25 protein-coding genes and 2 pseudogenes are annotated in these 26,015 nt (G+C 38.5%); 7 read left to right on the forward strand and 20 right to left on the reverse strand.

Annotated elements, in window-relative coordinates; translation table 11 throughout:
• Positions 1 to 246: pseudogene (locus tag AB7E63_RS09115) on the forward strand (hypothetical protein); the annotation flags it as partial.
• A 33-nt stretch (positions 247 to 279) separates the two neighbouring features.
• Here AB7E63_RS09115 and AB7E63_RS09120 read toward each other — a convergent pair.
• Positions 280 to 804 carry an HIT family protein gene (locus AB7E63_RS09120; protein ID WP_013924664.1) on the reverse strand — a complete coding sequence of 175 codons (525 nt, stop codon included), beginning with the start codon at positions 802 to 804 and terminating at the stop codon, positions 280 to 282.
• A 162-nt stretch (positions 805 to 966) separates the two neighbouring features.
• Between AB7E63_RS09120 and AB7E63_RS09125 the strand changes: the two genes are divergently transcribed.
• Positions 967 to 1,464 (forward strand): NUDIX hydrolase, encoded by a 498-nt coding sequence (locus AB7E63_RS09125; RefSeq protein ID WP_226987350.1) that lies wholly within the window; start codon positions 967 to 969, stop codon positions 1,462 to 1,464.
• 167 nt (positions 1,465 to 1,631) lie between these two features.
• On the opposite strand, the gene AB7E63_RS09130 is transcribed toward AB7E63_RS09125, so the two are convergent.
• The 7 genes and pseudogenes from AB7E63_RS09130 to AB7E63_RS09160 all read right to left on the reverse strand — a co-directional run bounded on the left by AB7E63_RS09130 (position 1,632) and on the right by AB7E63_RS09160 (position 8,535).
• On the reverse strand, positions 1,632 to 2,459 hold the full coding sequence (locus AB7E63_RS09130; RefSeq protein WP_006340353.1) for a glucose 1-dehydrogenase: 828 nt from the start codon (positions 2,457 to 2,459) through the stop codon (positions 1,632 to 1,634).
• A gap of 315 nt (positions 2,460 to 2,774) precedes the next feature.
• Positions 2,775 to 3,386, reverse strand: a pseudogene (locus tag AB7E63_RS09135) (IS607 family transposase).
• A complete protein-coding gene (locus tag AB7E63_RS09140; RefSeq protein WP_006339838.1) occupies positions 3,379 to 3,669 on the reverse strand; it encodes a hypothetical protein in 291 nt (96 codons plus the stop codon). The pseudogene AB7E63_RS09135 and the gene AB7E63_RS09140 overlap by 8 nt, the downstream one beginning before the upstream one ends.
• Positions 3,660 to 3,797 carry a hypothetical protein gene (locus tag AB7E63_RS09145; protein ID WP_013924659.1) on the reverse strand — a complete coding sequence of 46 codons (138 nt, stop codon included), beginning with the start codon at positions 3,795 to 3,797 and terminating at the stop codon, positions 3,660 to 3,662. Before AB7E63_RS09145 ends, AB7E63_RS09140 begins: the two co-directional genes overlap by 10 nt.
• Positions 3,794 to 4,246 (reverse strand): YhcH/YjgK/YiaL family protein, encoded by a 453-nt coding sequence (locus AB7E63_RS09150; RefSeq protein ID WP_013924658.1) that lies wholly within the window; start codon positions 4,244 to 4,246, stop codon positions 3,794 to 3,796. Before AB7E63_RS09150 ends, AB7E63_RS09145 begins: the two co-directional genes overlap by 4 nt.
• A complete protein-coding gene (locus tag AB7E63_RS09155) occupies positions 4,236 to 6,038 on the reverse strand; it encodes an ankyrin repeat domain-containing protein (RefSeq protein WP_284452837.1) in 1,803 nt (600 codons plus the stop codon). The genes AB7E63_RS09150 and AB7E63_RS09155 overlap by 11 nt, the downstream gene beginning before the upstream one ends.
• A gap of 103 nt (positions 6,039 to 6,141) precedes the next feature.
• Entirely contained in the window at positions 6,142 to 8,535 is a 2,394-nt protein-coding gene (locus tag AB7E63_RS09160) for a heavy metal translocating P-type ATPase (RefSeq protein ID WP_059358708.1), read from the reverse strand.
• Between the two features lie 110 nt (positions 8,536 to 8,645).
• Here AB7E63_RS09160 and def point away from each other — a divergent pair, with 110 nt between their 5' ends.
• A complete protein-coding gene (gene def, locus AB7E63_RS09165) occupies positions 8,646 to 9,182 on the forward strand; it encodes a peptide deformylase (protein ID WP_284452838.1) in 537 nt (178 codons plus the stop codon).
• Here def and secG read toward each other — a convergent pair whose 3' ends face one another.
• Positions 9,183 to 9,473, reverse strand: coding sequence for a preprotein translocase subunit SecG (gene secG, locus AB7E63_RS09170; RefSeq protein WP_013924656.1), 291 nt, complete (start codon positions 9,471 to 9,473; stop codon positions 9,183 to 9,185). It lies immediately after the preceding gene.
• A complete protein-coding gene (gene tpiA / locus AB7E63_RS09175; RefSeq protein ID WP_013924655.1) occupies positions 9,470 to 10,255 on the reverse strand; it encodes a triose-phosphate isomerase in 786 nt (261 codons plus the stop codon). The genes secG and tpiA overlap by 4 nt, the downstream gene beginning before the upstream one ends.
• A gap of 161 nt (positions 10,256 to 10,416) precedes the next feature.
• Between tpiA and AB7E63_RS09180 the strand changes: the two genes are divergently transcribed.
• Genes AB7E63_RS09180 through AB7E63_RS09195 form a run of 4 tightly spaced genes read left to right on the forward strand, consistent with a single transcriptional unit; the run spans position 10,417 to position 12,831 of the window.
• The gene (locus AB7E63_RS09180; protein WP_006339856.1) at positions 10,417 to 11,016 is read left to right on the forward strand and encodes a DNA-3-methyladenine glycosylase; all 600 of its coding nucleotides are present in this window, start codon (positions 10,417 to 10,419) and stop codon (positions 11,014 to 11,016) included.
• Positions 11,017 to 11,035: 19 nt separating this feature from the next.
• Positions 11,036 to 11,689 (forward strand): DUF502 domain-containing protein, encoded by a 654-nt coding sequence (locus tag AB7E63_RS09185; RefSeq protein ID WP_006339858.1) that lies wholly within the window; start codon positions 11,036 to 11,038, stop codon positions 11,687 to 11,689.
• Positions 11,689 to 12,372 (forward strand): DUF502 domain-containing protein, encoded by a 684-nt coding sequence (locus AB7E63_RS09190; protein WP_006339868.1) that lies wholly within the window; start codon positions 11,689 to 11,691, stop codon positions 12,370 to 12,372. Before AB7E63_RS09185 ends, AB7E63_RS09190 begins: the two co-directional genes overlap by 1 nt.
• Before the next feature lie 3 nt (positions 12,373 to 12,375).
• Positions 12,376 to 12,831 carry a DNA polymerase III subunit chi gene (locus AB7E63_RS09195; protein WP_006339870.1) on the forward strand — a complete coding sequence of 152 codons (456 nt, stop codon included), beginning with the start codon at positions 12,376 to 12,378 and terminating at the stop codon, positions 12,829 to 12,831.
• Here the strand turns inward: AB7E63_RS09195 and AB7E63_RS09200 are convergent.
• The 10 genes from AB7E63_RS09200 to AB7E63_RS09245 form a co-directional block, all read right to left on the reverse strand.
• Positions 12,828 to 13,748, reverse strand: a complete 921-nt coding sequence (locus AB7E63_RS09200; protein WP_006339871.1) for a hypothetical protein — start codon at positions 13,746 to 13,748, stop codon at positions 12,828 to 12,830. The two genes, AB7E63_RS09195 and AB7E63_RS09200, sit on opposite strands and share 4 nt — an antisense overlap.
• A gap of 40 nt (positions 13,749 to 13,788) precedes the next feature.
• Complete coding sequence (locus AB7E63_RS09205; RefSeq protein ID WP_006339877.1) at positions 13,789 to 15,597, reverse strand: hypothetical protein; 1,809 nt, start codon at positions 15,595 to 15,597, stop codon at positions 13,789 to 13,791.
• Positions 15,598 to 15,615: 18 nt separating this feature from the next.
• A complete protein-coding gene (locus AB7E63_RS09210) occupies positions 15,616 to 17,598 on the reverse strand; it encodes a hypothetical protein (RefSeq protein ID WP_006339878.1) in 1,983 nt (660 codons plus the stop codon).
• A gap of 90 nt (positions 17,599 to 17,688) precedes the next feature.
• A complete protein-coding gene (locus AB7E63_RS09215; RefSeq protein ID WP_006339881.1) occupies positions 17,689 to 19,182 on the reverse strand; it encodes a hypothetical protein in 1,494 nt (497 codons plus the stop codon).
• Between the two features lie 82 nt (positions 19,183 to 19,264).
• A complete protein-coding gene (hutG, locus tag AB7E63_RS09220) occupies positions 19,265 to 20,221 on the reverse strand; it encodes a formimidoylglutamase (protein WP_006339887.1) in 957 nt (318 codons plus the stop codon).
• Positions 20,214 to 21,446 (reverse strand): imidazolonepropionase, encoded by a 1,233-nt coding sequence (hutI, locus tag AB7E63_RS09225; protein ID WP_006339891.1) that lies wholly within the window; start codon positions 21,444 to 21,446, stop codon positions 20,214 to 20,216. The genes hutG and hutI overlap by 8 nt, the downstream gene beginning before the upstream one ends.
• Positions 21,439 to 23,124 (reverse strand): urocanate hydratase, encoded by a 1,686-nt coding sequence (gene hutU / locus AB7E63_RS09230; protein WP_006339893.1) that lies wholly within the window; start codon positions 23,122 to 23,124, stop codon positions 21,439 to 21,441. The genes hutI and hutU overlap by 8 nt, the downstream gene beginning before the upstream one ends.
• An 11-nt stretch (positions 23,125 to 23,135) precedes the next feature.
• Positions 23,136 to 24,635, reverse strand: coding sequence for a histidine ammonia-lyase (gene hutH / locus AB7E63_RS09235; protein ID WP_006339895.1), 1,500 nt, complete (start codon positions 24,633 to 24,635; stop codon positions 23,136 to 23,138).
• A gap of 119 nt (positions 24,636 to 24,754) precedes the next feature.
• The gene (locus AB7E63_RS09240) at positions 24,755 to 25,252 is read right to left on the reverse strand and encodes a hypothetical protein (RefSeq protein ID WP_006339897.1); all 498 of its coding nucleotides are present in this window, start codon (positions 25,250 to 25,252) and stop codon (positions 24,755 to 24,757) included.
• A 105-nt stretch (positions 25,253 to 25,357) separates the two neighbouring features.
• On the reverse strand, positions 25,358 to 26,015 hold a 658-nt coding region (locus AB7E63_RS09245; protein WP_428419315.1), incomplete at its 5' end, for a class I SAM-dependent methyltransferase.

The raw sequence follows: 26,015 nt of genomic DNA on the forward strand, positions 1-26,015 counted from the left end.
ATATTTATTTATTATGTTGAAAACGATTTCAATGAACTCAAACGTTTTTTTATTGATGAAAATGCACAGATTGAAAAAAAATTGACTGACGTGATCCTAAAACTCACGAACTCCCTCGCGGCAGTAAAACGACTCCCTTATCGGACAAGATCTGGAGAAAATGAGCTTTGCATGGAACTGTTTAATCACCAAAGAGCTTTAACAGAGCTTCAAGCTGCAGCGAAATTCTACGCAGAATACAGCTAATTCGATATGAAGATGCACAAATACCGTGCATCTTCATTTTTCAATAGCGAGCTTCATTTTCTCAACAATTTCATGCATTTCTTTCACATCGATTGGAGAGCTAAAGTTCGCTATATACATTTTTAATAGAAATTTCAGACTAGAGTCGTCTCCTGCTTTTCGCGGCATATAATGAAAATGCACATGCGGAACAGTTTGCCCCACTTCAACGCCATTTTTTTGCAGTAGTAAATAAGAACTCGTTCCAAAAACTTTTTCAGCTGCTACATTGACCTTCTTAATAACTTGACCAATTCGTAAGATTTCTGCCGCAGATAGGTATTCAAAGCGTTCAACATGTCTTTTTGGAATAACAAGAGAATGGCCTGGTAGAACAGGTTTATGGGTGTAAAGCGCAATCACAAGATCATCTTCATAAAATTTTTGATAATCGAGTATTTGACTACTACAAAACGCACAGTTGTCGCGATTTAAGGAACTCGGAGTCGATTTAATAATAAATACTATACCCATTAAAAGCACAATGCCGATCAATAATCTTTTAAATATTTTACTCATTTTGAAATTCCCTAAAAAACATGATTGAATAAACAATCATTCTACCAGAAAAGATTTTATAGCCTAGATAAATTTCAAATTGAAGTTCCCACTAATATGAAATGTATAAAAAAGCAATGCATGCTATAGTGAGACATTAAATCTGCTAAAATAAAAGTTTATATGAATGAAAGACGCACGGCTAGAATGTTACTTCTAGACTCGAGAAACCGTATCCTATTAATGCAAATCAGTCCTAAAGGTTCGCTAGATTCGAACTCAATTAAAACTTCTTTTTGGATTACTCCTGGTGGAGAAGTTGAACATGGGGAAACGTTACATGCTGCTTTATTGAGAGAACTGAGAGAAGAGACGGGTATTTTAGAGGCGAAAGTCTATGAACCCGCTGTTTGGTATGGGGAGATTCTCCTTAATTGGAAAGGCATTCCTACATTATTTAAGGAGTCTTTTTTCTTGTTGAAAGTCGATTCATCCGAAGTGAGCACTGACGGATTCACACAGAATGAAAAAGAACTCGTTCAAGATCTGCGCTGGTGGAGTTTGGAAGAAATCTTCAGCTCACAGGACATTTTTCTTCCTAAGAATTTAGCCGTTCTCTTGAAACCCTTATTTGATTCTGTTCCTCAAGAAACCCTAAAAATTGATTTATCAAATTCTTAACATTCTTAACGAATCACAAAAAGATAGAGGCGGCATTGCTTTTTTTCCACATCGTGCCTTAGGATCCCGAATGGTGATGACAGATCCTTGCCACTTAAAGCTATCATGGGGATATTTTTAGCGTCATTCCTCCAAAAATAGGATCCGAAGATTTTCTAATGAAATGATTAAATCTCATTTTCTGCATGATATCTTTTAGGTGTCGCGCTAGATCCCGCCAAAATCCCCCCATCTATTGTAAGTTCAATGCCTGTAATATAATTGGATTCATCAGAAGCCAAAAACAAGATTGCATTTGCAACATCCTGAGAAGTTCCCATTTTATGCATGGGAATGTCTTTAACAATTTCAGCCATCCTTTTTTCTCTTTCCAAACCAGTTCCTAACATAGGCTCCCAGATAGGTGTCAAAATAGCGGCCGGATGGATAGAATTACAACGAATGTGATATCCTTGCTGACAGCAGTAAAGAGCAACTGTTTTGGTATGATTTCTCACTGCAGCTTTGCTTGAAGCATAGGCAGCAGCTCCTGGTATACCTACCAGACCCGATCTCGATGAAATGTTTATAATAGAACCTGCAGGACTTCCATTCATGGCTTTTATGGCGTATTTACATCCTAGAAAAACGCCATCTAAATTAATGGCATGTATCTCTCTCCAATTTTTTAGAGAAGTATTTTCTGGATCTTGTGGGCCAAATCCTTCTTGAAAGCCTGTGATTCCAGCATTATTGACTAAAACATCGAGTTTGCCAAATTGCTTTACAACTGCTTCTATCACTCTTTCCCAGTTGCTTTCATCTGTTACGTCCAAATGAAGATAAATGGATTTTCCTCCAATTTGTTTTGCAACCGATTGTCCCTCCGTATCGCATATATCAGATACTATGACAAGGGCACCTTCTCTTGCAAATGTGAGTGCTGTTTCTTTCCCAATTCCCTGTGCTGCCCCAGTAATGAGAGCAACTTTTCCTTCTAATCTTCTTTCTTGCATCAGTCATTCTTCTGTTTTAGATTTAGAGATCATTACCAAATAGCTGGAAGAGTATTTGGCTTTTCTTGGGCTTCAAGCAATAATTCAATAACTTCTCGCACAGCACACCTTTTCCCCCGGGTTTTGTGCAAATAAATCAACAATGGATTTTATAAGAGACATTGCATCGAACGGACATGTAGTAAACCGCTACTTAAAATCTATACATATCTACTCTTTACTGAGCAGAATGATAAAACGCTAGCCAAGCAGTTTTGCAAGATGTCGTCTTGTTCGTCATTCAGCACAAGACGTGTTTGGTAGGTGAACATCATCTCAGTTGTCATGGGCAATCAACACTTTAGCGGCTTCAATCAATTTTTTGTTCTTCTTGCTTCTGCTGCCATACAAACTTGCGGAAAACATGGTAATGATTTCCAAAACATCTTGTGCAAGCTCTTCTTCAAACGAGGCTTCATCGCCCTTGTTAATCAGAACAACTTCTATCTGCTTTGCTTCGCATAAAGCGAAAATGAGCTCAGCACCAAATCTAAGTAAGCGATCTTTATGAGTCAAAACCAATCTAGATTTTTCTTCCAAAATCACCTGAATTAAAGCTTTGAGCCCCTTCTTTTGTTAGTTCATTCCTGAGCCTAAGTCCTGGATGGCTTGATAGCACCAACCTTGGCTTGTGCAATAAGTGGCGAGGACCTTTGCCTGTCTCTTTAAATCTTCTTTTTGATCATGACTTGATACTCTTGCATTCGCAATTGTTAAATCAACTTCAATTTTTTCTTTGCCGATTAATTGATCACTATCGTAGTATCTGGTATTTCCTTTCGACCTTCTTGACGGCACGAGGTAGCCTGTCTCCTCCCAGCGTCGAAGAGTTTGAATACTTACACCTAAAAGTCTAGCGGTTTCACCGATCTTAATATATCTACTCATTTGAATGGATTTTAGTAGATTTGTATATGTTTTTGTAAGCTGTTTCTAACCCCATAAGTCTCATGGGTGCCTCATCATTAACATCATCCTCCATGTAAGCTACCTTCCGTAAAGGCAGGCTTAATTGGTTGGTTAAATCTTCTACAACCTGCTTTTTTGATCGACAATTGATGAAAACATGTTTGATGCCTAATTTCTTTGCGCGCACTTCGACAATCGGTGAATTTTCACTTGTTAAAAACGCGATCTCGATTCCTGCTCGCATGAGAAGGGTTAATCCCATCCCATCTTGAACATGGAAACATTTGATACCCCATCATGGGTATAGTACATACTCCCATCTGTTAGCGTTCCATCGATATCTAAAATCACAAACTGAATGTCTTTAAGTTTTTCTTGTAAATGCATCATGACTCAATGGCTACTTTTACGATGATTTTGTGAATATGATCGCTCGATACAAAAGGAGCATGGGCATCTTCTGGGAAAAAAATGGCAAACTTATTTTTCAGAATAGGAATCCAAAAGGAAGGTCGATCGCCAAAAAACATGATATCCTTGTCTTCTTGGTATGCTTGCGAGAAGTGCGTACATTCTTCCTGCCATTTCCATCCAATTTCTTCTTGGCCGGATAACGTATACTGAATATCAATATATTTTTTATGAGCCTCTAAAGGAGAGTTATCCCTTGTCCTGCCAGGTCTTGATTCAAAGATTGCCATTAAGCAATCGTCCCTTAAATACATTTTTTCTGGTGAAACTTGAGGCTTTTGATTTTGTAAAATAAATTCAAAAGCTTCTTTAAAAAGAGGATGTATATGTACATAACGATGCACAAATCTTAAGTCATCAATGATCATGAGTTTTCCACATTTTGTCTAATTTTTGGGTAAGCTGCCTGGTTAATATGAGGCACGTTCGGTGATAATCGACTTTTTTATTTTTTTTATTTAACAATTCAATTTCATTTAAAAAGGATCTAGAAATTTGTTTTAATTTATCAGATTTTGCATTTGGAAAACTTTTTAAAGAAGCAATTAAAATGGTAATAAATTGAATTGCATCCAAAAATTTTTGAGTGGAAAGAAATCCTTCCACTTTGGTTTCTAACTCAACCAAGTTTTTCTGAAAGGAATGCATTTTTATTAAGGATAGAAACTCTCTAAATTTCTCAAAGAAGGGATATCTCTCGAAAATCTCTGGACGGATTCTAGTTTCTTCGATGAGCTGTAGAATTCTTCTTGTAAATTTTTCAATCGGCTTTCCATAATTGATTGGAGGAAAATTAAGAACGACACTCATCGGAATGCGCACAAGCATTCTTTTATATGGTTGGAAATTTTCGGCATCAGTAAAAAGTGGGACCGGATCTAATTTTAAATGTTCTTTAGAGATTACTGTTTTCTGAATAGTTTTAGATGGGCATGGAGTTTCCTGATATAAAGGCGAACACATTTTTCCTAAGGGAACTAACCCCCCATTTTCCATTTTTCGTTTTAATTGGTGGATAAGAAGGAGGCATGTATTCAAATAAGTTGAAACTTTTATGTTATTTAAACGGACTTGGCCAACGATTGTCAAAAAGTTTTTGCAGGTTTCACGTATATGTTCTTTAGTCACTTCAGAAAAGCTATGCAAAAAAACATGCAAAGCTGTGAGAAGTTGAATCGTAACAAGTAACTTTTGTGTCGGCTTATGCTCATCCATAATCTTTTTAAGTTCATAGAATTTGGAAGAGCTCTCATGGTCAAATTGGGTAAAATCTAGACAACCAAGAAAATCTTGGGCCAGACTAAATGACGTTTCTTTTCCCAAAATCTCCAAAAATTGTGTTAATTCGGTCTTCTCACTCGGATCATGCAGCACAGTCTCTAAAAGAATGTGCTGAATTTCGTGTGTGAATTTTTCTATGTCGTTTTGAAATTTACTTTGCAATTTCTCTAAAATACGATTCTCTACAATTTCGCTTGGTCGCATGCCTAAATCGGGAGGATACTCCAGCCTGTCTTGGAATTGAGTCGGTAAAAAACTGGGACAGTCAAGGGGAACCGCTTTTAATTTGAGTGGAATGATGAGGGTTTCTTTAAACCGACTTTCTACTATTTTTTTTAAAAGAGGATAATTTTGAAAAACACGATGAAAATTTTTTCTATTCACCCTTTTTTTGTCTTTTAGCAAAATATCTAAAGGGAGCAATTTTTGGTTATTTTTTAAGTTAGATAGAGCTCCATGGGCGAGTAAAGTTTCTATGGTCAAATCCTCACATGCTTGGGCAGCCAAATGCATCGGAGTATTTCTATTGACATCTTGAGCATTAAGACCGCTTCCATATGTAATGAGAATTTCCACACATTTTATATTTCCCTTGTTGGCCGCTTTATGCATTGCGGTTTGCCCGCATTCATCCATCCTGTTAACAAGAGTATTAGTTTTCAATAAACTAGAAAGAACGCCCACATTTCCTTTTTCTGCAGACAAAAATAATGGATTTTCTTTGTAAATATACAAGCCATAAAAATAATCAATTTTGGCACGCCAAGATTGGCAAACTAACCTCATTAAACATAACTGTTTATCGTCTTCTTTTAATTTGTATAGAACATGATAAAATATTTCGTCAGGCCATAGGGCTTGTGTTTCTCGCATTTCCATAACGAGTACCTTTAAAAACTTGTATTTTTTAGATTTGTTTTTAAATGCGCATATTGTTTCGGCACTCACACTAATGAACTGTGTTTAAAAAAGAAAGTAAATCTTATTCCCTCCTTAGACGCTGGGCATTAAATAAAACAATTAAACTACTAGCTGTCATTGCAAAAGCTGCAAAAATAGGATTTAAATACCCAAAAGTTGCGAGAAAGATTCCAACGATATTATAAAAAAAAGCCCAAAAAAGATTTTGCGTTAAAATACGGCGACCTTTTTTCGATAATTTACGCATTTTTGGAAGAACATGCAAACTATCAGTTACTAATAACACATCCGAAGCTTGCATCGAGATGTCCGCAGCATTCGCAACAGATATTCCCACATGAGCATTAGCTAAAGCTGGGGCGTCATTAATTCCATCCCCCACCATCACCACAATCTCGCCTTTGTCGCGCAAAGAAGTGATAGTATGCTTTTTTTCCAAGGGTGTGATTTCGCTTTTAAAAGAATGAAAACCACAAAGTGATGCGACCCTTGAAACGGTGGATGTCCGATCTCCAGACAATAAAAGAGTTTTCATGGGAGCTAAAGCATGAATCGCCTCCGCAGCCTGCTCCTTCACGGAATCCCCAAGCAAAATTCTAATGAGACATGTGTATCCTTCGGCAAAATAGACTTCTGAGTGGGCATGCTCATTTAAATCTAAACCTTGAAAATGTATCACTCCTTGTTCCATTAAAAATTTTTTCGATCCTAAAAAATAAGACAATTCTTGATATTTTCCCCATATTCCTTTGCCTGATAACTCTTCAATGTGATTAAGCTCCAAAGATGGAACCTGAATACATTGAGCTATCGCGCAAGAAATGGGGTGTAAAGAATGATTGGCCAAGGTTTTCAAAATAGCGCTGTGGTGTTCTGATAAACCTGAAAGTCCATCTACAATTTTAAATTTGCCCTCAGTAATGGTTCCTGTTTTGTCAAAAACGTACAAAGTTTCTCTTCCTAACCAATGCAAAACAGCTCGATTGCGTACGAGAATCCCTAACTGCGCAAGCCCTTGCATCAAATAAGATTCCGCTAATGGCGCAGCTATCCCAATAGCACACGGACAAGAGATGAGTAAAATTGAAATAAAACGAATGGCAGCCAAATTAAGTGAAGATTGTCCTTCCAAGGGTTTTTCTACGAAATAACAGGTAATAGCTGCAGCAGTGGCAATAACCGATACGGTAGGAATAAACCATTTCACAATTTGATCTACAGATCGTTTATACAACGTCTTGTGTTGTACATCCTGCTGAACACTCTCAATAATCTGATGAAAGATGGTCTGATCAAGAGTTGCTGTGACTTCAACAACACACGTTCCTTGCTGCAAAAAAGTTCCTCCTATAACAGCGTCTCCGTTTTTTTTTCGAATTAACGCAGACTCACCGGTAATCAAAGACTCATCACATACCCCTTCACCCTGACGAACGATCCCGTCTAGCACAATTTTTTCCCCGCTTAATATCTGGATGAGATCGCCCTCTCGAATTTCTTTAATCGGCACAAATCGACAGGACCCGTCTACCTCGCGCTTTCGCGCCCTTTTGGGTAAAGAACGAACTAAACCTAAAAGAGATTCCTTCGCCGAATATTTAGCTTTATTTTCAATAATTTTACCCAGTAAAACAAAGGTAATAATGGCTGTCATTGAGTCAAAATAAACAAAAAAGCTTCCGCGCATGAGTTCATAAAGAGACATTCCAAAGGAAGTTAAAACGCCTATCACAATCAACGCTTCCATTCCCCAGACTTTCGCTTTCATTCCCAACCAAAATCGACGAAAAATAGGCCAACCACTATAAAATACAACGGGTAGAGAAGCACAAAAGGAAAACCAAGCAAACAGCAATCCCCAACCTTGATCGTCTTGATCAAAATAAGCAGCATAAATGGGATATGAGAACATCATGATATTTAAAGAGAAAAAGGCTGCAATCGCAAACCGGATATACAAATCCAAGCTAACGGCTTTTTTTTCGGTATTCTCTAAGGCTTGTACGTGATATCCGATGGTTCCCAAAATTTGATGAATCTTTTCTTTGGATATCAAGCAGGGTGCAAATTCTAGCACAACTAAATCTGTCGAATAGTCGACCTGACATTTACGAATCCCTTTTTCTTTGAGCAATATCCAGCGAATCACTTCTGCGCACGAGATGCACCACATGTTAGAGATTTCTATATAATATCTTTTCCATTCAAAAGAAGACGACTCCTCTTTTTGGTCAATCTGATGCATCAGCTCAGGATTAGAAATCAAACCCGATTTGACGGCTTGATGAAAAAGAGGGTGAGATTTCCAATCCGCCAACTGATTTTGCGCTCGCAAAATAGAAAAAACGGCCTGACAACCCAGACAGCAAAAGGATCCCTCCGCATGTTGAATAACAGAATGAGCCAAGGGTGTGGCGCATAAATCGCAATGTGTTTGAGTCGATGTCGAAGTCATAGGAGTCACAAAAAGCTAGTCACAAACAAATAATTTGATCTGAATTGATATTGAGCTTTAGATTATGATAAGATTATTAAAAATAGAAGCTGATTCGAAGATGGAGTATTATGCAATTGCCCTTGGCCTTTTATGGAGATCCAATCCTAAGAAAAAAATGTGCAAGAGTTGAACAAATTGATAGTCAATTGAAGCAACTTGTGAATGATATGGTAGAAACCCTAGAAGCGCATCGTGGAATTGGCCTAGCCGCCCCACAAGTACATCACGAGTTAAATCTTTTCATTACAAAAGTTCCGATCAGGTACAAAAATGGAAAAGAAGACTCCGGCAACTTACATGTTTTTGTTAATCCAAAAATTTTAGCGTATTCTGAAGAAAAAAATCGATTTACAGAAGGATGCTTATCCATCCCTAATGTATATGCGCCTGTTGAGCGACCTTTATCCATTACCGTACAATATACAGATCTGGATGGGAAGACATGTGTAGAAGATTTTTCCGGATTAGAAGCTCGTTGCATTCTTCATGAAAACGACCATATAAACGGTGTCTTATTTATAGATCGCATCAAGAAAGGCAACGAGCGCAAGCAATTAGATCCCTTGCTTAAACAAATCAAAAAAAAATATCATCCCAAGGAATGATTAAGATGTTTTTTCAATGCTGTAAGGATTCAAATTGGGAACCTGTGGACGTCCAATAGAAGCTGTCCATAAGGAAAGCAAAACGCACGATGTTAAAAAGGCAATTGCCATCCAGCCAGTCAATTTTTTTAATACATCTGGAGTAGAAGTTCCAAATAAAGAATCAGATGATTCACCACCGAAAGAAGCTCCTAATCCAGAACTTTTACTTTCTTGAATTAAAATCACAAAACACAACAATACGCATAGTAATAAAAATAAAGTGATGGAGATAAAATATAAGGCCATCATGAGGAAACTCCAGAATTAAAATTTTGATACTCGATAATTTTACGAAAGCTGGCAGGAGATAGAGAAGCACCCCCAACTAAAAGACCATCAATGTTTGCCTGTGACATTAAATCACTAGCATTTTCAGGTTTGACCGAACCCCCATAAAGAATTTGTGTGCGCCCTGCAACTTCTTCTCCCCATCTTGCAGTGATCAACTCTCGCACAAAAACATGCACTTTTTCGGCTTCATCAGGTGTAGCCACTTGGTTGGTTCCAATTGCCCAGATAGGCTCATATGCAATCATCAAATGCAGAAATTGCTCTTGCGTAACTTTATCCAAGCTTGCTTCAATTTGCCCTCGGATTTTCTCTTCCGTTTTTCCTGCTTCTCTTTCTTCTAACGTTTCTCCGACGCATAGAATCACATCTAGCTGATCTTTAAATGCACGGTGAACTTTTTGGTTAACAATTTGATCCGTTTCATTAAAGAGCTCCCGTCTTTCAGAATGCCCCAGTATGACAAACTGTGCCCCAGCTTCTTTCAACATAACACCTGCAATTTCACCTGTAAAAGCACCAGGAGCGGCGTCATTCATATTTTGAGCTCCAATGACGATACCAAACGGGCGAGCCGCTTCAACTGAAGGATAAATCGCGGTATACGGCACAGCTAAACAAACACGGGGATCATCTTTCGTGAGTGATAACCCTAATTGTTTAATGAAATCTACCGATTCTTGAATCGTTTTATGCATTTTCCAGTTTCCCACGATAACGGGAGCTCTCTTAGAATCAGCCATAAAAACAGGACCCTCTTTTGTGGTTCAACTTCACGCTTGCTAAAACTTGAAATATTATCATAGAGAGATTTTGGTAGCAAGTCGGGTTTCTAAATTTGACTCTCAACATTTTTTACTGTATAATGATAACAGTACAAAATTTATTTCTTTAGGTTTCACCTATGCAAGTCTCCCTTGATTATTTTCAACAAGAAGACGTTTTAAAATTAGGACAAGATCTACTTGGTAAATATTTAATGACGCGCATAGATGGCCAATTAACCGGTGGACAAATTGTTGAGGTAGAAGCTTACCGCGGCCCCGAGGATAAAGCTTCGCATGCATGGAATCTTCGTCGCACGAAAAGAAATGAAGTGATGTACTGGGAAGGTGGCACTTGTTATGTGTACTGCTGCTACGGCATTCATGCGTTATTTAATATTGTCACACATAAAAAAGAGGTGCCGCATGCGATACTCATTCGTGCCATTCAGCCTGAAATTGGAATAGACGTGATGCTACAAAGAAGGAAAGCTCCCCATTTAAAACGAGCGACTACCGGAGGACCAGGGGCTTTAACACAAGCCTTAGGCATTACAACAAAACACAATGGGCTGTCCTTGACAGGCCCCCTCATTTGGATAGAAGACAAAGGGGTTTCAATCCCAGAAAAAGACATTCTATCTTCACCTAGAGTCGGAATAGATTATGCAGGTGAGGATGCCCTTTTACCTTGGAGATATCGCATCAAGGACAATGCGTGGACCTCTCCTGCTAAATAAAACTTGATAAGGATATGCAATGAAAAAATCATTTATCACAGGACTTGTGATTATTCTACCATTAGCGACAACGCTTTTCATTGTTGCCTTTGCCTTTAACTTTTTGACCGGCCCATTTGCAGGTGTGCTTTATCCTCTCTTTAATTACTATCATCTCTTCAATGAAGGGTTTTTATTTCTATCTGCCGAGCAAACTCGACAATATGTCAGCCAGCTTCTGGTGCTTTTATTTCTTTTTTCATTCACTTTGGCATTAGGAGCTATCGCTCGCTGGTTTTTTGTGCACTATCTGATTCAATTTTGGGATCTTATTCTCTACCGCATTCCGATTGTCAGAACGATTTACAAAACCTGTCAAGATGTCATGAAAACAATTTTCACAAGCGAAACCAAATCCTTTAAACAAGTTGTGATGGTGCCATTCCCAAATCCAGAATCGTTTGCGCTCGGATTGGTTACTAAGGAAGATCTCCCTGGTTTAGGGGTTAATCAAGGAAGCACACTTGTCGCTGTTTTTATTCCAACGACACCAAATCCCACTTCAGGCTTTCTTCTGATGCTAAAAAAGGAAGATGTTGTTTATCTTGATATGAAAGTAGAAGATGCCTTTAAATACATCATTTCTTGCGGGGTGATCCAAACTCCATTCACAGCGATTGCAAAGGACTCTTGATGATAAAAAAATACTTCCTTACAGGTTTAGTCATTCTTTTACCCATCGTTGTCACGGCATTTTTAGTTGTATTCGCTTTTAATCTTTTAGCAAAGCCACTTCAAGGAATCATGTCTGGTCTGCTCAACTACTACGGATTAACAGAGACTATTTCTTTGTTTAAATCAGAGCATGTTTTGACAATCGTTAGCAAAACCCTTAGTTTTCTGATTTTGATGTCCATCGTGCTTGTAGCAGGGATTGCCGCTCGCCTATTTTTTATGCATACTATTTTGCGTTTTGGCGACTATGTCATCCACCGAATTCCTATTGTCAATAAAATTTATAAAGCCTCTCAAGAAGTTGTAAAAACGCTTTTTGTTTCAAAAACGACCAATTTTTCTCAAGTGGTTCTTGTTCCGTTTCCCCATGCAAAAGCATTAAGCATCGGCTTTTTGACAAATGAAAACTCCAGCCTCAATACGTCATTAGGAAGTGAAAATCGTGTTTCCGTTTTTGTTCCGGGAACACCCAATCCAACAATCGGTTTTATGTTAACTTTCAAAAAAACTGAAATCCTTTTCATTGACATGACTGTAGAAGAGGCTTTAAAATTCATTGTCTCCTTTGGAGTTACTGTAGAACCTAAATTATCCCCTCTTCCTTTATTAAACGACAAAACAAGCGCTTCTTCACCCATTTAAGCCATGCAAGAAAAAAATTCTCCCTCCATCCATTTTCTCCCTGCAAAGAATGTTCGCGAAAAACTCACATCGATTTGTGAAACTGTTCGGCAGCATTTTGCTAAACAAAAACGGATTCTTATTGCAGCCCCAAATGAAGAAGCGGCTCGCTATCTCAATGCTTTACTATGGAAACAACCCGAAGAAAGCTTTCTTCCGCATATTTGGAGTGAGTCGCAGACAGAAGAATGTGTCGCCATTACGTTTTCGAAGAATAACGTTAATCAAGCAGCCGTATTGCTTAACCTTTGCCCTTCGGTCCATTTTGAATGGGATTCTTTTGAACAGATTTACGACTTATTTGATGAAACAGATCCAGAAAAACAAAAGGCATCCGAATCTCGTCATGTCTATTACACCGAGAAGGGATGCCAAATTCACTTTGAGCCGCCTATTCATCTTGAGGTAAATGATCGCTAAGCCTGTTCTGGTTCAGATTCTACCGATTTTCCAACATAAGGCACAACACTTAAAAGTTTGCCCTTGAGTTTTTCAATCTTGGTATGATGAAATCCACAATCTTCCTTTAACAAGGAAATTTCCCCCCTTAGATCATTTATTTTTGTTCTAAGCGATTCATTGACATCCAGTTTTTTTTTGACTTTTTCCAACTTAGACTCTAAATTTTCTTTTGCTTCATCGATATCGTCATAATTAAAAGCATCATAATCCAAATCTAATCGATTAAAAGCTTCTTTCATCCGAGTCTTATCGTATTGTTTCTCATAACTCGTATAAATCCAACCCACATTCGCAATTTTGGGAGCTTGAATGTACGCCTCCATTTCAGCGATAATCTTTTCAAGGGATTCTTTTTTATTTTTTAATTTTTCTTCGCTCAGGACAACCCCGTGGAGTTTCTCTTGCTTTATTTCCAACACAGCAATTTTTTTCTCAATGAGCTTCATCTTTCTAGTCAATCGATCTGTATGAACGTTTAACTTGGCGTTAATAGCGACCATTTCCTCTTTTACTTGAGCATTTAGTTCTTCAGGATCAAGCTCTGGGGATTTCACATCGGCCTGACTTTGAGATTGCTTGGCTGCTGCAGCTTTCTGTTCCAACTGTTGTTTATATACACCGATCACGATTGCAAAAGCGTTTTCTAGCTTTTCTCTATAACCCGGCTGAAAATATATTTTACACTTTTCAACAAAACGGCGGAAATGATTCTGGATTTTTTTAATCGTTCCATCTTGGGATTCTTCGAGCAAAATCTTTTCAATGCCATGTCCCTTGTAAGCAGCTTTTACGGCCTCTTTTAGACCTCTATATTGATGATATTTTTGAGCTCTTAAACATTTTTCAACTTCATATGGAGAGAGAGAGAGGTTCATTGGAATCCTGTAATTAAAAAAATCATAATTGAACGAGAAATCATACCATGCTTATATTTTTAAAGCAGCTGAAAAGATCGATACAAGCATTTGTCATCTCGTCTGTTGAAAATAATTGTTCAAAAGAAACTTTATCCATAAATCTTTTATATCGAATAGTCGCAAAATCTTGTAATGCAACATGCATTTTCCTTTTTAATTTTGATTCATCAAGAGCACTAAATAAAAGAGCTTCTCCAATCGGAATAAATGTTTTAATAAACTGTTTTGCTTGCTGTTGTAGTAAAACATCTGTCTTTAAAAAAGGCACATTTAAAATGGTTTGAGTCAATTGATTAATTTTTCCATTAAAAAGAAGTTTTCCTCCTCCTAACAACAGCTGTTGCCACTTGCTTCCCCCTTCCAACATTTTGATATTCTGAAGCACGGGCTCTGCCGATTTGATATCGAAAAAATAATGAGAGAGTGTGATGCCAGATGCAAATAAGAATAAAAGACACCGCAAACGATAGCCTTCATCCATAAAAGGTTGTTGAGTCATTGGATCAATCGAAAAAACGGAGCGAATAAACTTTAGAACCGTTTCTTTTTCGTCTCCTGAGACATTCGAGAGATCCAAAATTGTTTCAAAAATGCCAACAAGAAGATGGTTTAATTTTTCGTTATTATGGGATTCGCACAGAGCATTTGAAAGCGTATAAATAACTAAAGCCATTTTTTGTTGGGATTCTTCGGGTTTGGCAATGCCTCCCATGGTAAGGACTGAAGTTTGCACACTTTTCTTCAAATTTTCAAATTGTGCACTTCGTTGTGAAGCTTTAGCATCAGGAGAGAGCTCTTCCAAATCAATCGACTGGTAGATTTTTGTCAAAACATTGTAAAGATTAATTTCAGGAATAAATCTTTCCGCTTCCTTTTTGAGAGCATTCAAAACCTTTTTTTGCTCCCTAGAAGAAGCTAAGCCATATTTTTTTTCTATTTCTTCTTTTGCTGCCAATTGCTCTTGCTTAAGCTCAAGATAGATTTTTTTCTCTTTTAAGAGGTCTTCAATTCTTTTTTCTAGGATTTCAACAGCTCTAACTTGATCCATTTTTTTACGATGCTTATTTATTTCTAATGAATAGCGCAGAATCTCTTCATCCACATTTTCAAAATCAAACGTGTAATGTTGGTTTAACAATTTTTTCATGGGGCCTAAATCATAAACAGATTGGAGATACAATCCCCCAAAACGCTCTTTTTTGGGTGTTTTTTGATAAGCTCTAGCATGCTCTAAAATCATTCCTTTAATCTTTAGTGCACTCTCCAATTCACTTCTTTGAAAATCGGTCAAAATACCAATCTCCGCTTTTAATTTTTGTAGAGAAGCTCGTTCTTCATCAATTTTGAGATCTTTTTCTTTGATTTTTGCTCGATAGAGGGCGAGAATTTTTTTAATAAAATTAAAAGATTCCTGATCCTCAAGGGAGAGGTTAGAAGTAGTTTCGGAAGGTTGCTGAGGTGGTTGGGAATGTTTTTTTTGATATTGTTCTTCGACAAGAGACATCACAGAACTTTTGAATGCTTGATCTATCTGCACAGCTGCATGTGTAAAACGTACTTTAAAATCGCGACTGAATTTCAATTTAAAGTTGAGAATCACCCATTTATAAACTTTTGAAACCTTTCGTTTTAAAATAAAACGTTGATCCAAGGCTAGAAAGTTTTCGGGGTTTTCGATTTTAACGGACTTCCCCCCGAGATAACTCTTCATGGTCTCATTCATCTTAGGCCGGGCGAGAAACTCTTTAGTGAGAAACATTTTAGAAATATCTTCATTTAAAAACGCCCCTAAAGAGATCTTCGACATAGCTTCGACCTTTTTTGATCATTCTTGAATTTTATCCATGTTCTCGATAAATGATTCAAACATCTCCACAAAACGCATAGTAGTTTCAGTTGTTGTGGGAAGTTTTTCGAAGTCTATGAAATCCATCAATTTTTTTAAATCATTGTTTCCAAATTTTTCGGTTGCAAATGCCACTTTTCTTTTTAAGAGAGAGTTTTTGCTATCATGTATCAAAATCTGGATGATGGAGGGTTGTAAAGCTTCTACCATTGAGAGAACATGCTTTTCACAATCCTCATTTCCTTGCAAAGCGGGAAGGCATAAAACAGAACTCACGATATTTCCTTTTAAATATTCTAAAAGCTTATTTGCCGCAATGATCGCGCCTCTCTTAAAAAGTCCACTCGTTTCTTCGGCTCGTTTAACAATTTTCATATCCTTTCGGAGATTGTCCTTATCCCAGAAATATTGAGTCATTATGACCACGGCACCCAGTACATTAGAAAGAAGTAGGAGGCGGGTCATTTCATCCATGCACAATTCCCCTGTATGGGAATCATGCTCAAAAAGAAAATTGATTAACTGTTGATGTCCATCTTTGGAAGCATCTTCTAAAATCAATCGATCTAAAAATTGATTCGTTACATCTCTTACTTTGGAACTATTTGCAGGATTTTCTAATGCTTTTGACAAAAGCAGAATGAGAGTCGCATATTTTTGCCTCACAAGCTCAACATCGGTCATTCCGGACATCTCTAATTTATCCGTCTTCACAGTTTTAGAAAAAAAGCCAAGCTGTCTCCTGAGAGAGGTCGCCTTTTGTTTTTCTGAGCCATTTAGTCCATCAACAAAATTTTTTATGACACCTATGGCAACTTTCAGATTTTCTTCGCCGGATCTGTATGCATAGGAATCTTGAATTTTTCCAATGACTGCTTCATTTTCAAATAAAATATTTTCTTCTTGGTAAACAACAGTTTCTTCTTCTACAAAAAGGTCGACTCTTTCTTCCACAAATTCAGAAGAATTTTCTAAAGAAAAAACCCCTCCATTTTCAATTTCGGTCATTTGACTTTTCAACAAAACCATCGCTTTTTGATTTTTTGAAGCTTCATTTTCTAGTGAAATTAATTGATGGTCCAACTGTTCGAATTCTTTCTGTTTACTTTCTTGCTCTTCGATAAGAGCTTTAATGCTTTTAATTACGAATGTTAATTCTTCAATTGTTTTAAGAATGTCGCTCAAATACTCAGTTCTTATTTTGATTTCATGATCCAATTTTTTTAAATCAAATTTAGGATCTAATTTTAAAATGGCTTTTTCTTCATCCGAATCCCACAAAACATAAAAAGATTTTGGATTCGCTTTGATCTCATTAGCGATTTTAAGGATTGTTTCTACTCGAGCAAGCTCAACCTGCCATTTTTTTAATTCAGATTCTTTTTGTTCAATCTCACTACCTGTCAGCTGATTACTCACACTATACTCATCGACAATAGCCTTTTTTTCCTGCTTTTTTTGCTCAATTTTAAGATCTAGATCGATCTGAACACGATTTAATTGGTCCAATTCATTTTGAAGTTGTAATCTCTTTTCTTTGAAAGGATCAACAGGAATAGCGGGAGCTGGCATAGGTTTTGGAGGCGTTTGAACATGCTCAGAAGAAGACTGCGAAGGTTTGGAAAGATGTTCATCATTTGGATTTAAGGGTTTTGATGTCTTGTCAGCAAGAGAGGGTTTGGCTTGACTGTAAGCTTTGTCAATTTTAGAAATAGTTGTTAGAAATTTTTTTCTATACCCTCTATTTATCTTTAATTTAAGTTTGTGTTTAACCTTGCTGCAAGCTACGGCAATTTTTTTCCGAAAAGACTTAATACGAGGATCTAATTGATCAAAATTTGACTCAAAGCTGACCTCTCTATTAGGATCACTCATTAATCCTTTAAGAAGCTGTTTTCTTTCTGGATATTTGAAGTAGTCTCCGCTTTTGTAACTATTGTAAATACTGTTCACACCACCCATAATTTAGCTCCATGAATTTTTTTAATTTTTAAAAAAGATTAGAGATAATCTAATTTTTCAATATTAAGATTCAATTAAGATGTGAGGAAATTAGCTGGGTAGACTTCGAAATTTTCTGAAAATTTGGGCTGCTAGCTGTGGAAGAAGCTGCATGCCGTAAAGACTTAGTACACTAATCCAAGCAATCACAATACGTACCCATAATACAAGTCGAATCAACCAAATGGTTCCTTTTTCAACAATTTTCATAACAATTCGTGCAGCTCGTTTTACCACAACCGTCAAATATTTTTTAGATTGTTGAAAAGCTTGTTTGCCCTTTTCCTTTAAAGACTTTAGAAAACGATATAAAGTTTGAATCGCTGTAATTACCATTTTCTTTAAGGACAAACTTTTGATAACAAGAAATTGAGCCGCTTTTTGAATTCCAGCTATTAATTGAAAACCCATATCTTTTCCAACAGAAAGCCAAGATGTGATTGTCTGGGGTAAAAGCTTAAGAAAATTCTGAGTCGTTTGTGCCAGCATTTGATAGCCTGGAGAGATTTGAATTTTCGTCCATTGTAAGCCTAGTTTGCTCATGTCCACAAACCGGGTGAAACTTTCGGTCGCCCCAGTTTTGATCATTTGGCCAAATTCTTTAGCTTTAGTCCAAGCGAAAGTGAGCCTAGGCTTTGTCCACTCAACCACTTGACTCTTCAATTGCTGATAAAGATTACCAGCCTGAATTTTGATTGCTTGCATCATTTTCGCAAACGTTTCGACGCGTGGACGCATAGCCTCTTTCCATTTTTGGACAATTTTTTCCGCTTTTTCTTTTGTATTAAGATTTTCCTGCTTCACTATTGTGAAAACGTCTTTTCCTTTTGTAGAAATCCAAGTCTTCATGGACTTGAAAAAAGAAGGAACCGCTTGCGGATAAACAACCGCCAAAGTTTTTTTTACAATAGCTTTGGGTAATTTTAAAAAGGCCACCTTAATACTTTCAAATTTATTTTTAAGTGTCTGTTGCTTGGAGGAGGAAAAGAAATCTAAAAAAGTTTGGTTACCTCTTTTGACAAGGGACAAACTTTTTTCAATCATACGTAAAAAAGGTTGTAACCCTTGCTTTGTAGCCCTCTCTACCGATTTTTTCATATCTTTAATACGATTGCGCACATGCTCTAATGCCTTTTTACATCGGCGTGAAATATATCGAATGGGAAAAGTAAACTTGACTTTCATTAAAGTCGCTAATTGAAGTAGAAGCTCAAGCCCTTTGTTGAAATTCTCAGATAACAATTCCAGGAGCTTTGGCATGATTTCGTTAGCTATCAATTTGGGAAGGGCAAACAACATGAAGTAAGGGGGAAAAACCACCACAATAAAAAAAAATCTGCCTAAAGTCGAAATAAAAAAGACCAAGGGGGATTTATCATTTTTAAATTGATCTTTAACCTGCTTATTAAGCTTTTGCTGAGTAGTTTCAATGGTGTCTTTAGGAATAGATTTAGCTCGAATCGGAGGAGCAAATGGATTATAAATATAAGGAGGGTCTTCACCACCGCTGCAGCTTTTTATACTATCTCTGATAGGGCTAGACATTATGACCTCATAAGGTTTAGAAAAATTAGTTTACAAAACATCACATTTTCTGTCAAGCCTTATTTACTAGCAATATCTCTATCTATTTAACTATGTGAATATGTTCGTAAAGAAAGTGAGCAATTAAATTAGAGGCCAATTTAGCCGTGATTCCATCTCGATCATGTTGAGGAGAGAGCTCTGCTATATCTAAAACAACCACCTTTTTTGAGTGCGCCAATAGAGAAAGACTCGTCAAAATATCCTTAGGCAAAATCCCAAAGGCCTGGGGGGCACTAACTCCTGGGGCAAAGGCGGCAGCAAAAACATCCAAACAAATTGTCAAATGAATAGGTTTATGATAACTGATGACCTCTTGAATTCTACCCAAAGCCCCCAAGCAAAAGTTTTCTGCATACACGATTTTCACCTGATGTTTTTCTGCAGTCTCAAAGAGCTGACTAGTATTCCCCGCTTTTTGTACACCTAAGCACGTATAATGAAAGGATTTTCCCCGATTTTTATAACCCTCCGCTATTTGGGAGAATGAGGTTCCTGAGGTACCCCACTGATCTTCTAGCAAAGGTCTCAAATCTAAGTGCGCATCAAAATTGACAATCGCACATTCTGAGTGCAATTCCATCACTCCTTGGTGGATTCCCCAAGCACTTTCATGACCACCGCCCAGGACAATAGGAAAAACGTTTTGGTTCAGAAGGGAGGCTACGGCTTCACCCAATTGCTTTTGAGCTTCCTCCAAATTTTGGTCTTCGCACACAATATTGCCTACATCAAAAAACTTCGCCTCTACAAGTTGATGTAAAGCTAGATTCGCCAAGGATTTTCGAATAGCAAATGGACCTTCAGACGCACCCATACGTCCTTCATTACGCCTTACCCCTTCATCGGAGACAAATCCTAAAAAACCGTAGCAGGGCTTGTCCTGAAATTCTAGCTTTTCTTTAGACAAATCCAAACACTGAATAACCTGGTGAAAACGCTCTCCATCCTCACGTCCCTTCCATAGATCTTTTTCAGGGGGGTGATAATATTTATGCATCCATTTTCCACTGTTTAGCTGTTAGAGTCATCTTCGGCAGAAGAGCCCCTTGGGCATACAAAATTTCTCGATAATCATCACAAGGATAAATCACGCAATCAGCCCTAAAGCCTGGTTTTAATATCCCTCGATCTTCTAATCGTAAAGCTTTGGCAGCTCGAAAGGTGATCGCAGCAAATGTTTCGGCCATCGTTAATTTCTCTGTAGCTCCCATGATGGCTGCTTGCAAAAGAAGGTAACCCATGGGTGCGGATCCAGGATTCCAATCAGAAGCTATTGCAACAGGCAAGCCTTGATCAAGCATGCGTCGCGCAGGTGCATAGGGAATCCCTAAACCAAGTGAGGCCCCCGGCAAGACCACAGGAATAACTTTGGCATTTTTCAATTGCTCCCAATCTTCAGCAGTGGACGCTTCCAAATGATCTGCACTTACAGCCCCCAGCTCTGCTGCCAAAGAACTCCCACCTCTTGAAAATTGATCGGCGTGTGCAGTAAGCTGGAATCCAATTTCTTTAGCCTTTTGCAAATAGTTTCGAGCTTCTTTTAAAGAAAACGCTTCTTTATCCACAAAGATATCGATGCGATTTGCCAACTTTTTCGCTCGAATAATGGGCAGCAAATGGGTGGCGATGTATTCCAAATAGAGGGAATTCGTATCAAATTCTGGAGGTTTTGTATGGGCCGCTAGACACGTTGGAATCAGATCGATTTTTTGCTTCTCCCGTGTCACTTGAATGGCGTGCAAAATTTTTAATTCATCTTCAAGAGTAAGCCCATAACCACTTTTAACTTCACACGTGGTCACACCTTGATTTAGCAAACTCCCACATCTTTTTTCCATCAAAGAGACTAATTCCTCCAAAGAAGCTTGTCGTGTCATTCGAACGGTATTTAATATTCCACCTCCTTTTTCAGCAATACTTTGATAGGACGCTCCACTTAAACGGAGTGCATATTCATTTGCTCTAGAACCAGCCCAGCATAAATGGGTATGCGCATCAATCAATCCCGGAAGTCCCACAGCTGAATATTCAATCTCTTGAATGGGAATCGTTTTTTTTCTAAGGGCATCAAAAGGACCAACATGCTGGATGTATCCTTGATGAATATGAATACCTGCATTTTGAATGATGGGAAGTTCATGATCTGATAAAGGACCGCACGACCTCATCCCTTCCATTGTCAATAGCTGTTTAAAGGGACCTAAAATGACTTCTTCAACCATTTTCTTTCCCGATTAAAAGATGATGTTTTTCTCCACACGCAATGGCTTCAGGGTACCCAGCGTCTGCGTGACGGATAACCCCTAATGCGGGGTCAATGGTTAATACTCTTTTTAAACATCGTTCGGACCGCTCGGTTCCATCCACTAAAACGACCATCCCTGCATGTTGCGAATACCCAATTCCCACGCCACCACCATGATGAAAAGACACCCAGGTTGCCCCACCGGCACAATTTCCCATGAGATTTAATAAAGGCCAATCAGAAATACAATCAGAACCATCACGCATTTTTTCTGTTTCCCGAAAAGGAGAAGCGACAGAACCTGCATCTAGGTGATCTCTCCCTATTACCAGAGGTGCTTTGAGCTTTTTCTTTCGAACAAGCTCATTAAAAACCAAACCCGTCTTTTCCCGCTCCCCGTAGCCTAACCAGCAAATGCGAGCAGGAAGCCCCTGAAATGTCACTTTTTCTTTAGCTGCTTTTAACCAAACATGCAACTGGGTATGATCTGGAAAAGCTTCCATCAGAGCTTGGTCTGTGAGATAAATATCTTCAGGATCACCAGATAAGGCCACCCAGCGAAAAGGGCCTTTTCCTTCACAAAAAAGAGGGCGAATAAACTCAGGAACAAATCCCGGTATTTTAAAAGCCTCTTTTTCACCCCCTTGGCAGGCGAATTCACGCAAATTATTCCCGTATTCAAAAGCAATCGATCCTTGAGCTTGCATTTCCAGCATCGCATGCACGTGATAAGCCATACTTTTTAAAGCCCTCTGCTTGTAGACATATGGATCTGCTTGTCTTAATTCTGCGGCAGTTTGCATTGTATAACCACTTGGAATATACCCATTGAGCGGATCATGGGCTGATGTTTGGTCTGTCACGATATCGGGAATGATTTGGGCGTCCAAACATTTTTGAAGAATAGTTCCAATATCGCCAACTAATCCCACTGATAAAGGCTTTTTCTGTTGCTTGGCGTCTAAAATCCATTGAAAGGCTTCTTTCTCATTTTGCGCTATTTTATCTATATAGCGTGTCTTTAAACGCTTTTCAATGCGGGTTGGATCGATGTCGATTCCCAAAAAAACACCCCCATTTAAGGTGACTGCCAAAGGCTGCGCCCCTCCCATTCCTCCCAATCCCCCTGAAATAGTTAAGGTACCTGTAAGGGAATTATTAAAATACTTACGTGCTGCGGCTGCAAATGTTTCGTAAGTTCCTTGCAGAATCCCTTGCGTTCCAATATAAATCCAACTGCCTGCTGTCATTTGTCCATACATGGTCAATCCAAGCTTTTGAAGCTCTCTAAATTTTTCCCATGTGGCCCAGTGAGGCACTAAATTACTATTAGCAATCAAAACTCTGGGGGCTTCGGCATGGGTGGGAATGATTCCGACAGCTTTGCCTGATTGGATCAATAAACTTTCCGACTCTTTCAATTGTAACAAGGACTGAATAATTTGTTGCAGAGCTGCTACATTTCTAGCCGCCTGACCAGTTCCCCCATAAACGATCAAATGCTCCGGGTCCTCAGCAACTTCAGCATCTAAATTATTAAGCAACATTCTTAAAGGAGCCTCCGTTTGCCAAGAAAGAGCATGTAGCTGATCACCACGAGGTGCTCGGTAAACAGGATGCTGCGCATATTTTTGAATAAATGATGCAAAATCCATCGTTTCTCTCGTTATAACTGTTGAAAAACCTCTAGCGCTTTTTGTATATCATCCGACACAATCCGATCTTCGATTAAGACAGGAACTTTTTTTCTCAAGGCTATGTAAACTTGATGGGTACCTTTTCCTAAGTCTTGACTGCGTTTACGTAAATCGACAGCCTGGGCTGCTACCACCATTTCTATTGCGAGGACAGTTGAAACATTACGCACCAAATCGCGCAGTTTACGTGCCGATGTCATGCCCATAGATACATGATCCTCCACCCCCACATTGCCAGGGATCGAATCTGTGCACGCAGGGTTAGCGAGTAATTTATTTTGATTGACAAGCGAAGCACTTAAATACTGAGAAGCCATGTAGCCAGAATGAGTGCCTTCGTAAGGGGTCAAAAATGCTGGCAACCCACTCATATGAGGATTTAATAACGTTTCCAATCTTCTTTCAGAAACATTGGATATTTCAGACATGGCTATTGCAGCGAAATCAAACGCTAAAGCAAGGGCCTGTCCATGAAAATTTCCCCCGCTCAGGATCACTCCTTCTTCTGAAAACACTAGCGGATTATCTGTTGCTGCGTTGAGCTCTCTTTCGATAATGGTGGTGCAGTAATCCAATGCATCTTGGGTGGGGCCATGAATTTGAGGGACACAACGCAAAGAATAGGAATCTTGCACCTTTACTCTTTTAAAGTTTTGGCTCCATAGCGAGGAATCTTTTAGTTCTTCGCGCATTCTTTTAGCTATTTCCATTTGCCCTTTCTGTCCTCTTGCTCGATGCAGCAACGGATTGAGAGCATCTGTTGCCCCAAGTAACCCTTCAAATGTTAAAGCGGCAATTCGATCCGCTTTTTTCAGAACTTTTTTGGCTTCAATTAAAGCAAGGCTACCTACGGCAAGCATGATTTGGGTGCCATTAATCAACCCTAATCCTTCTTTAGCATGTAATTTAAGAGGCTTTAACTTGGCTAATTTTAATGCTTCTTTGGCAGACATGCGTTTATCTTTATAATGCACTTCTCCTAATCCAATCAGAGGAAGGGCTAAGTGCGCTAAAGGAGCCAAATCCCCACTAGCGCCTACGGATCCATATTGGGGAATGAGCGGATAAATTTCTGCTTGTATCAGTTGGAGTAAGGCTTCACAAACCTGATAGCGAACGCCTGTATTTCCTTTGATCAAAACATTTAATCGAAGAGCCATCGCTAAACGTGTTTCGGACAACGAGAGTGGCTCACCAAAGCCTGCGGCATGGCTTTTTAATAAATTGACTTGCAGAGCATCTATTTCGTCTGGAGCAATTTTTTCCCGAGCGAAATAGCCAAATCCCGTGTTAACTCCATAAATCGGTTTTGGGCTTTTGGCAAGTTGATGCACAAGTTGCGCACTTGCATCAATGGCATTCTGCGTGCTGGGTGAGATTTTGACAGGACAGCCTTTTGCAATAGCTTCTACTTGAGAAAGCGTTAAACTTTTGCCGTCTAAGAAAATACTGTCTTTTATTTGTTTCATTTTATCGATACAGAGTTTGTTTATTCTTGATGTATCGCAAAATGATCAAAATGGAAAGTAAAAAACGAACAAATGAGGACATTTACAAGATGTGACTTATAAATGTCCTCATGACTAAATTAATAGAAAATAATGATCTGATCTTGCCCGGTTAAAACAGTTGAATCACGGTACTCATGTCGCAGATAATCTCCTGCAATTGTGTGATCCACGCTGAATACGGTATTCACGAGAAAAACAACTCCGCTATGCGTCATAAAATACTGGTAGCCAAAGCGGCTTCCTGAAATTTCTGTGGCAATCACACAGTGTGAGTATTCTGCCATGTGTGTCAACACACCATTCACTATCACCAGATTTTGTCGAATTGGTGTCACAATAAAAGACTTGGCAGTTTTTTTATTTTCACCTTCTTCTTGGGAAGGATCTTGCAAAGCTTCCTCTACGGATGCTTCATGAATAATTGATTCATCTCTTTCCTCTCCGGAAAGCTGTCTACTTTCTAAATAAGCAGTAAACATCTCTTTTCCAGGAGCTAGCTCTTCACTCTCTTCCGCGCAAAGAGGAAAAGAAAACGCAACGATACTCGCCAAAATGAGTGTATTTAAATAACGCACAAAGACTCCTTATTATTAATTTCATTAATTAAATAACAAAGAATATTACAGAACTTAATTAGAATCAAACTATAATATAAAAACTTTCGATCATATCTTAATTAATTACCTTCCTTTCTTTCGCGCAATTAATGTGAGAAACAATGGAAATTCATCACGACTTCGATTCTCCATCTTTGCCATTTTTCCTTCACTGACTTTATCGGAACACCACTCTTCTAAAAATTCAGTGACAAATCCTGCTTCATGTAACCAGCGTGTATAAGAGGATAAAGGATAATGGAAAGACCAAGTTTCAGAAGATTTACTTCCCTCACTAGGATGCGCTTGAATTGGGATTCTTTGAGCCGAGGCATAAGAATCTAGACGTCTGTACTGCAGCTTTTTGTTTTCATCGACACCCCAAGACGACTGCCGCGGAATCCGAAAGCATGGATGGTTCATCACAATGATAAAAAGCCCATCCTCTGCTAAAGCAGCGGATACATTCTTAAATACCAAGTCGGGTCTTTCAATATTTTGCACAGCTAAAATAAGCGTGGCATGTGAAAATTTTTTTTGGTCTACTTGATAGGGTTTAATGGCATCCCCCACCAAATATTCATGCCGCGGATTATGATCCAACTGTTTCGCAGCCTTGACAAAAGAAGGCGCGATATCAATTCCGACATAACTGATTTTTTCAGGTAGATGGCGGGCCAAAATTCCTTGTCCACAAGCGACATCTAAAATGGATGAATTCTCGTTTAGATTGAGAAGATTC

The sequence above is a fragment of the Parachlamydia sp. genome (genome assembly GCF_050255895.1).
Lineage (GTDB): Bacteria > Chlamydiota > Chlamydiia > Chlamydiales > Parachlamydiaceae > Parachlamydia > Parachlamydia acanthamoebae.

Bases quoted from the DNA above. Each gene is read 5' to 3' on its own strand.
- AB7E63_RS09120 (WP_013924664.1), bottom strand. From the start codon at position 804: ATGAGTAAAATATTTAAAAGATTATTGATCGGCATTGTGCTTTTAATG.
- AB7E63_RS09125 (WP_226987350.1), top strand. From the start codon at position 967: ATGAATGAAAGACGCACGGCTAGAATGTTACTTCTAGACTCGAGAAAC.
- AB7E63_RS09130 (WP_006340353.1), bottom strand. From the start codon at position 2,459: ATGCAAGAAAGAAGATTAGAAGGAAAAGTTGCTCTCATTACTGGGGCA.
- AB7E63_RS09140 (WP_006339838.1), bottom strand. From the start codon at position 3,669: ATGGGATTAACCCTTCTCATGCGAGCAGGAATCGAGATCGCGTTTTTA.
- AB7E63_RS09145 (WP_013924659.1), bottom strand. From the start codon at position 3,797: ATGATGCATTTACAAGAAAAACTTAAAGACATTCAGTTTGTGATTTTA.
- AB7E63_RS09150 (WP_013924658.1), bottom strand. From the start codon at position 4,246: ATGATCATTGATGACTTAAGATTTGTGCATCGTTATGTACATATACAT.
- AB7E63_RS09155 (WP_284452837.1), bottom strand. From the start codon at position 6,038: ATGGAAATGCGAGAAACACAAGCCCTATGGCCTGACGAAATATTTTAT.
- AB7E63_RS09160 (WP_059358708.1), bottom strand. From the start codon at position 8,535: ATGACTTCGACATCGACTCAAACACATTGCGATTTATGCGCCACACCC.
- def (WP_284452838.1), top strand. From the start codon at position 8,646: ATGCAATTGCCCTTGGCCTTTTATGGAGATCCAATCCTAAGAAAAAAA.
- secG (WP_013924656.1), bottom strand. From the start codon at position 9,473: ATGATGGCCTTATATTTTATCTCCATCACTTTATTTTTATTACTATGC.
- tpiA (WP_013924655.1), bottom strand. From the start codon at position 10,255: ATGGCTGATTCTAAGAGAGCTCCCGTTATCGTGGGAAACTGGAAAATG.
- AB7E63_RS09180 (WP_006339856.1), top strand. From the start codon at position 10,417: ATGCAAGTCTCCCTTGATTATTTTCAACAAGAAGACGTTTTAAAATTA.
- AB7E63_RS09185 (WP_006339858.1), top strand. From the start codon at position 11,036: ATGAAAAAATCATTTATCACAGGACTTGTGATTATTCTACCATTAGCG.
- AB7E63_RS09190 (WP_006339868.1), top strand. From the start codon at position 11,689: ATGATAAAAAAATACTTCCTTACAGGTTTAGTCATTCTTTTACCCATC.
- AB7E63_RS09195 (WP_006339870.1), top strand. From the start codon at position 12,376: ATGCAAGAAAAAAATTCTCCCTCCATCCATTTTCTCCCTGCAAAGAAT.
- AB7E63_RS09200 (WP_006339871.1), bottom strand. From the start codon at position 13,748: ATGAACCTCTCTCTCTCTCCATATGAAGTTGAAAAATGTTTAAGAGCT.
- AB7E63_RS09205 (WP_006339877.1), bottom strand. From the start codon at position 15,597: ATGTCGAAGATCTCTTTAGGGGCGTTTTTAAATGAAGATATTTCTAAA.
- AB7E63_RS09210 (WP_006339878.1), bottom strand. From the start codon at position 17,598: ATGGGTGGTGTGAACAGTATTTACAATAGTTACAAAAGCGGAGACTAC.
- AB7E63_RS09215 (WP_006339881.1), bottom strand. From the start codon at position 19,182: ATGTCTAGCCCTATCAGAGATAGTATAAAAAGCTGCAGCGGTGGTGAA.
- hutG (WP_006339887.1), bottom strand. From the start codon at position 20,221: ATGCATAAATATTATCACCCCCCTGAAAAAGATCTATGGAAGGGACGT.
- hutI (WP_006339891.1), bottom strand. From the start codon at position 21,446: ATGGTTGAAGAAGTCATTTTAGGTCCCTTTAAACAGCTATTGACAATG.
- hutU (WP_006339893.1), bottom strand. From the start codon at position 23,124: ATGGATTTTGCATCATTTATTCAAAAATATGCGCAGCATCCTGTTTAC.
- hutH (WP_006339895.1), bottom strand. From the start codon at position 24,635: ATGAAACAAATAAAAGACAGTATTTTCTTAGACGGCAAAAGTTTAACG.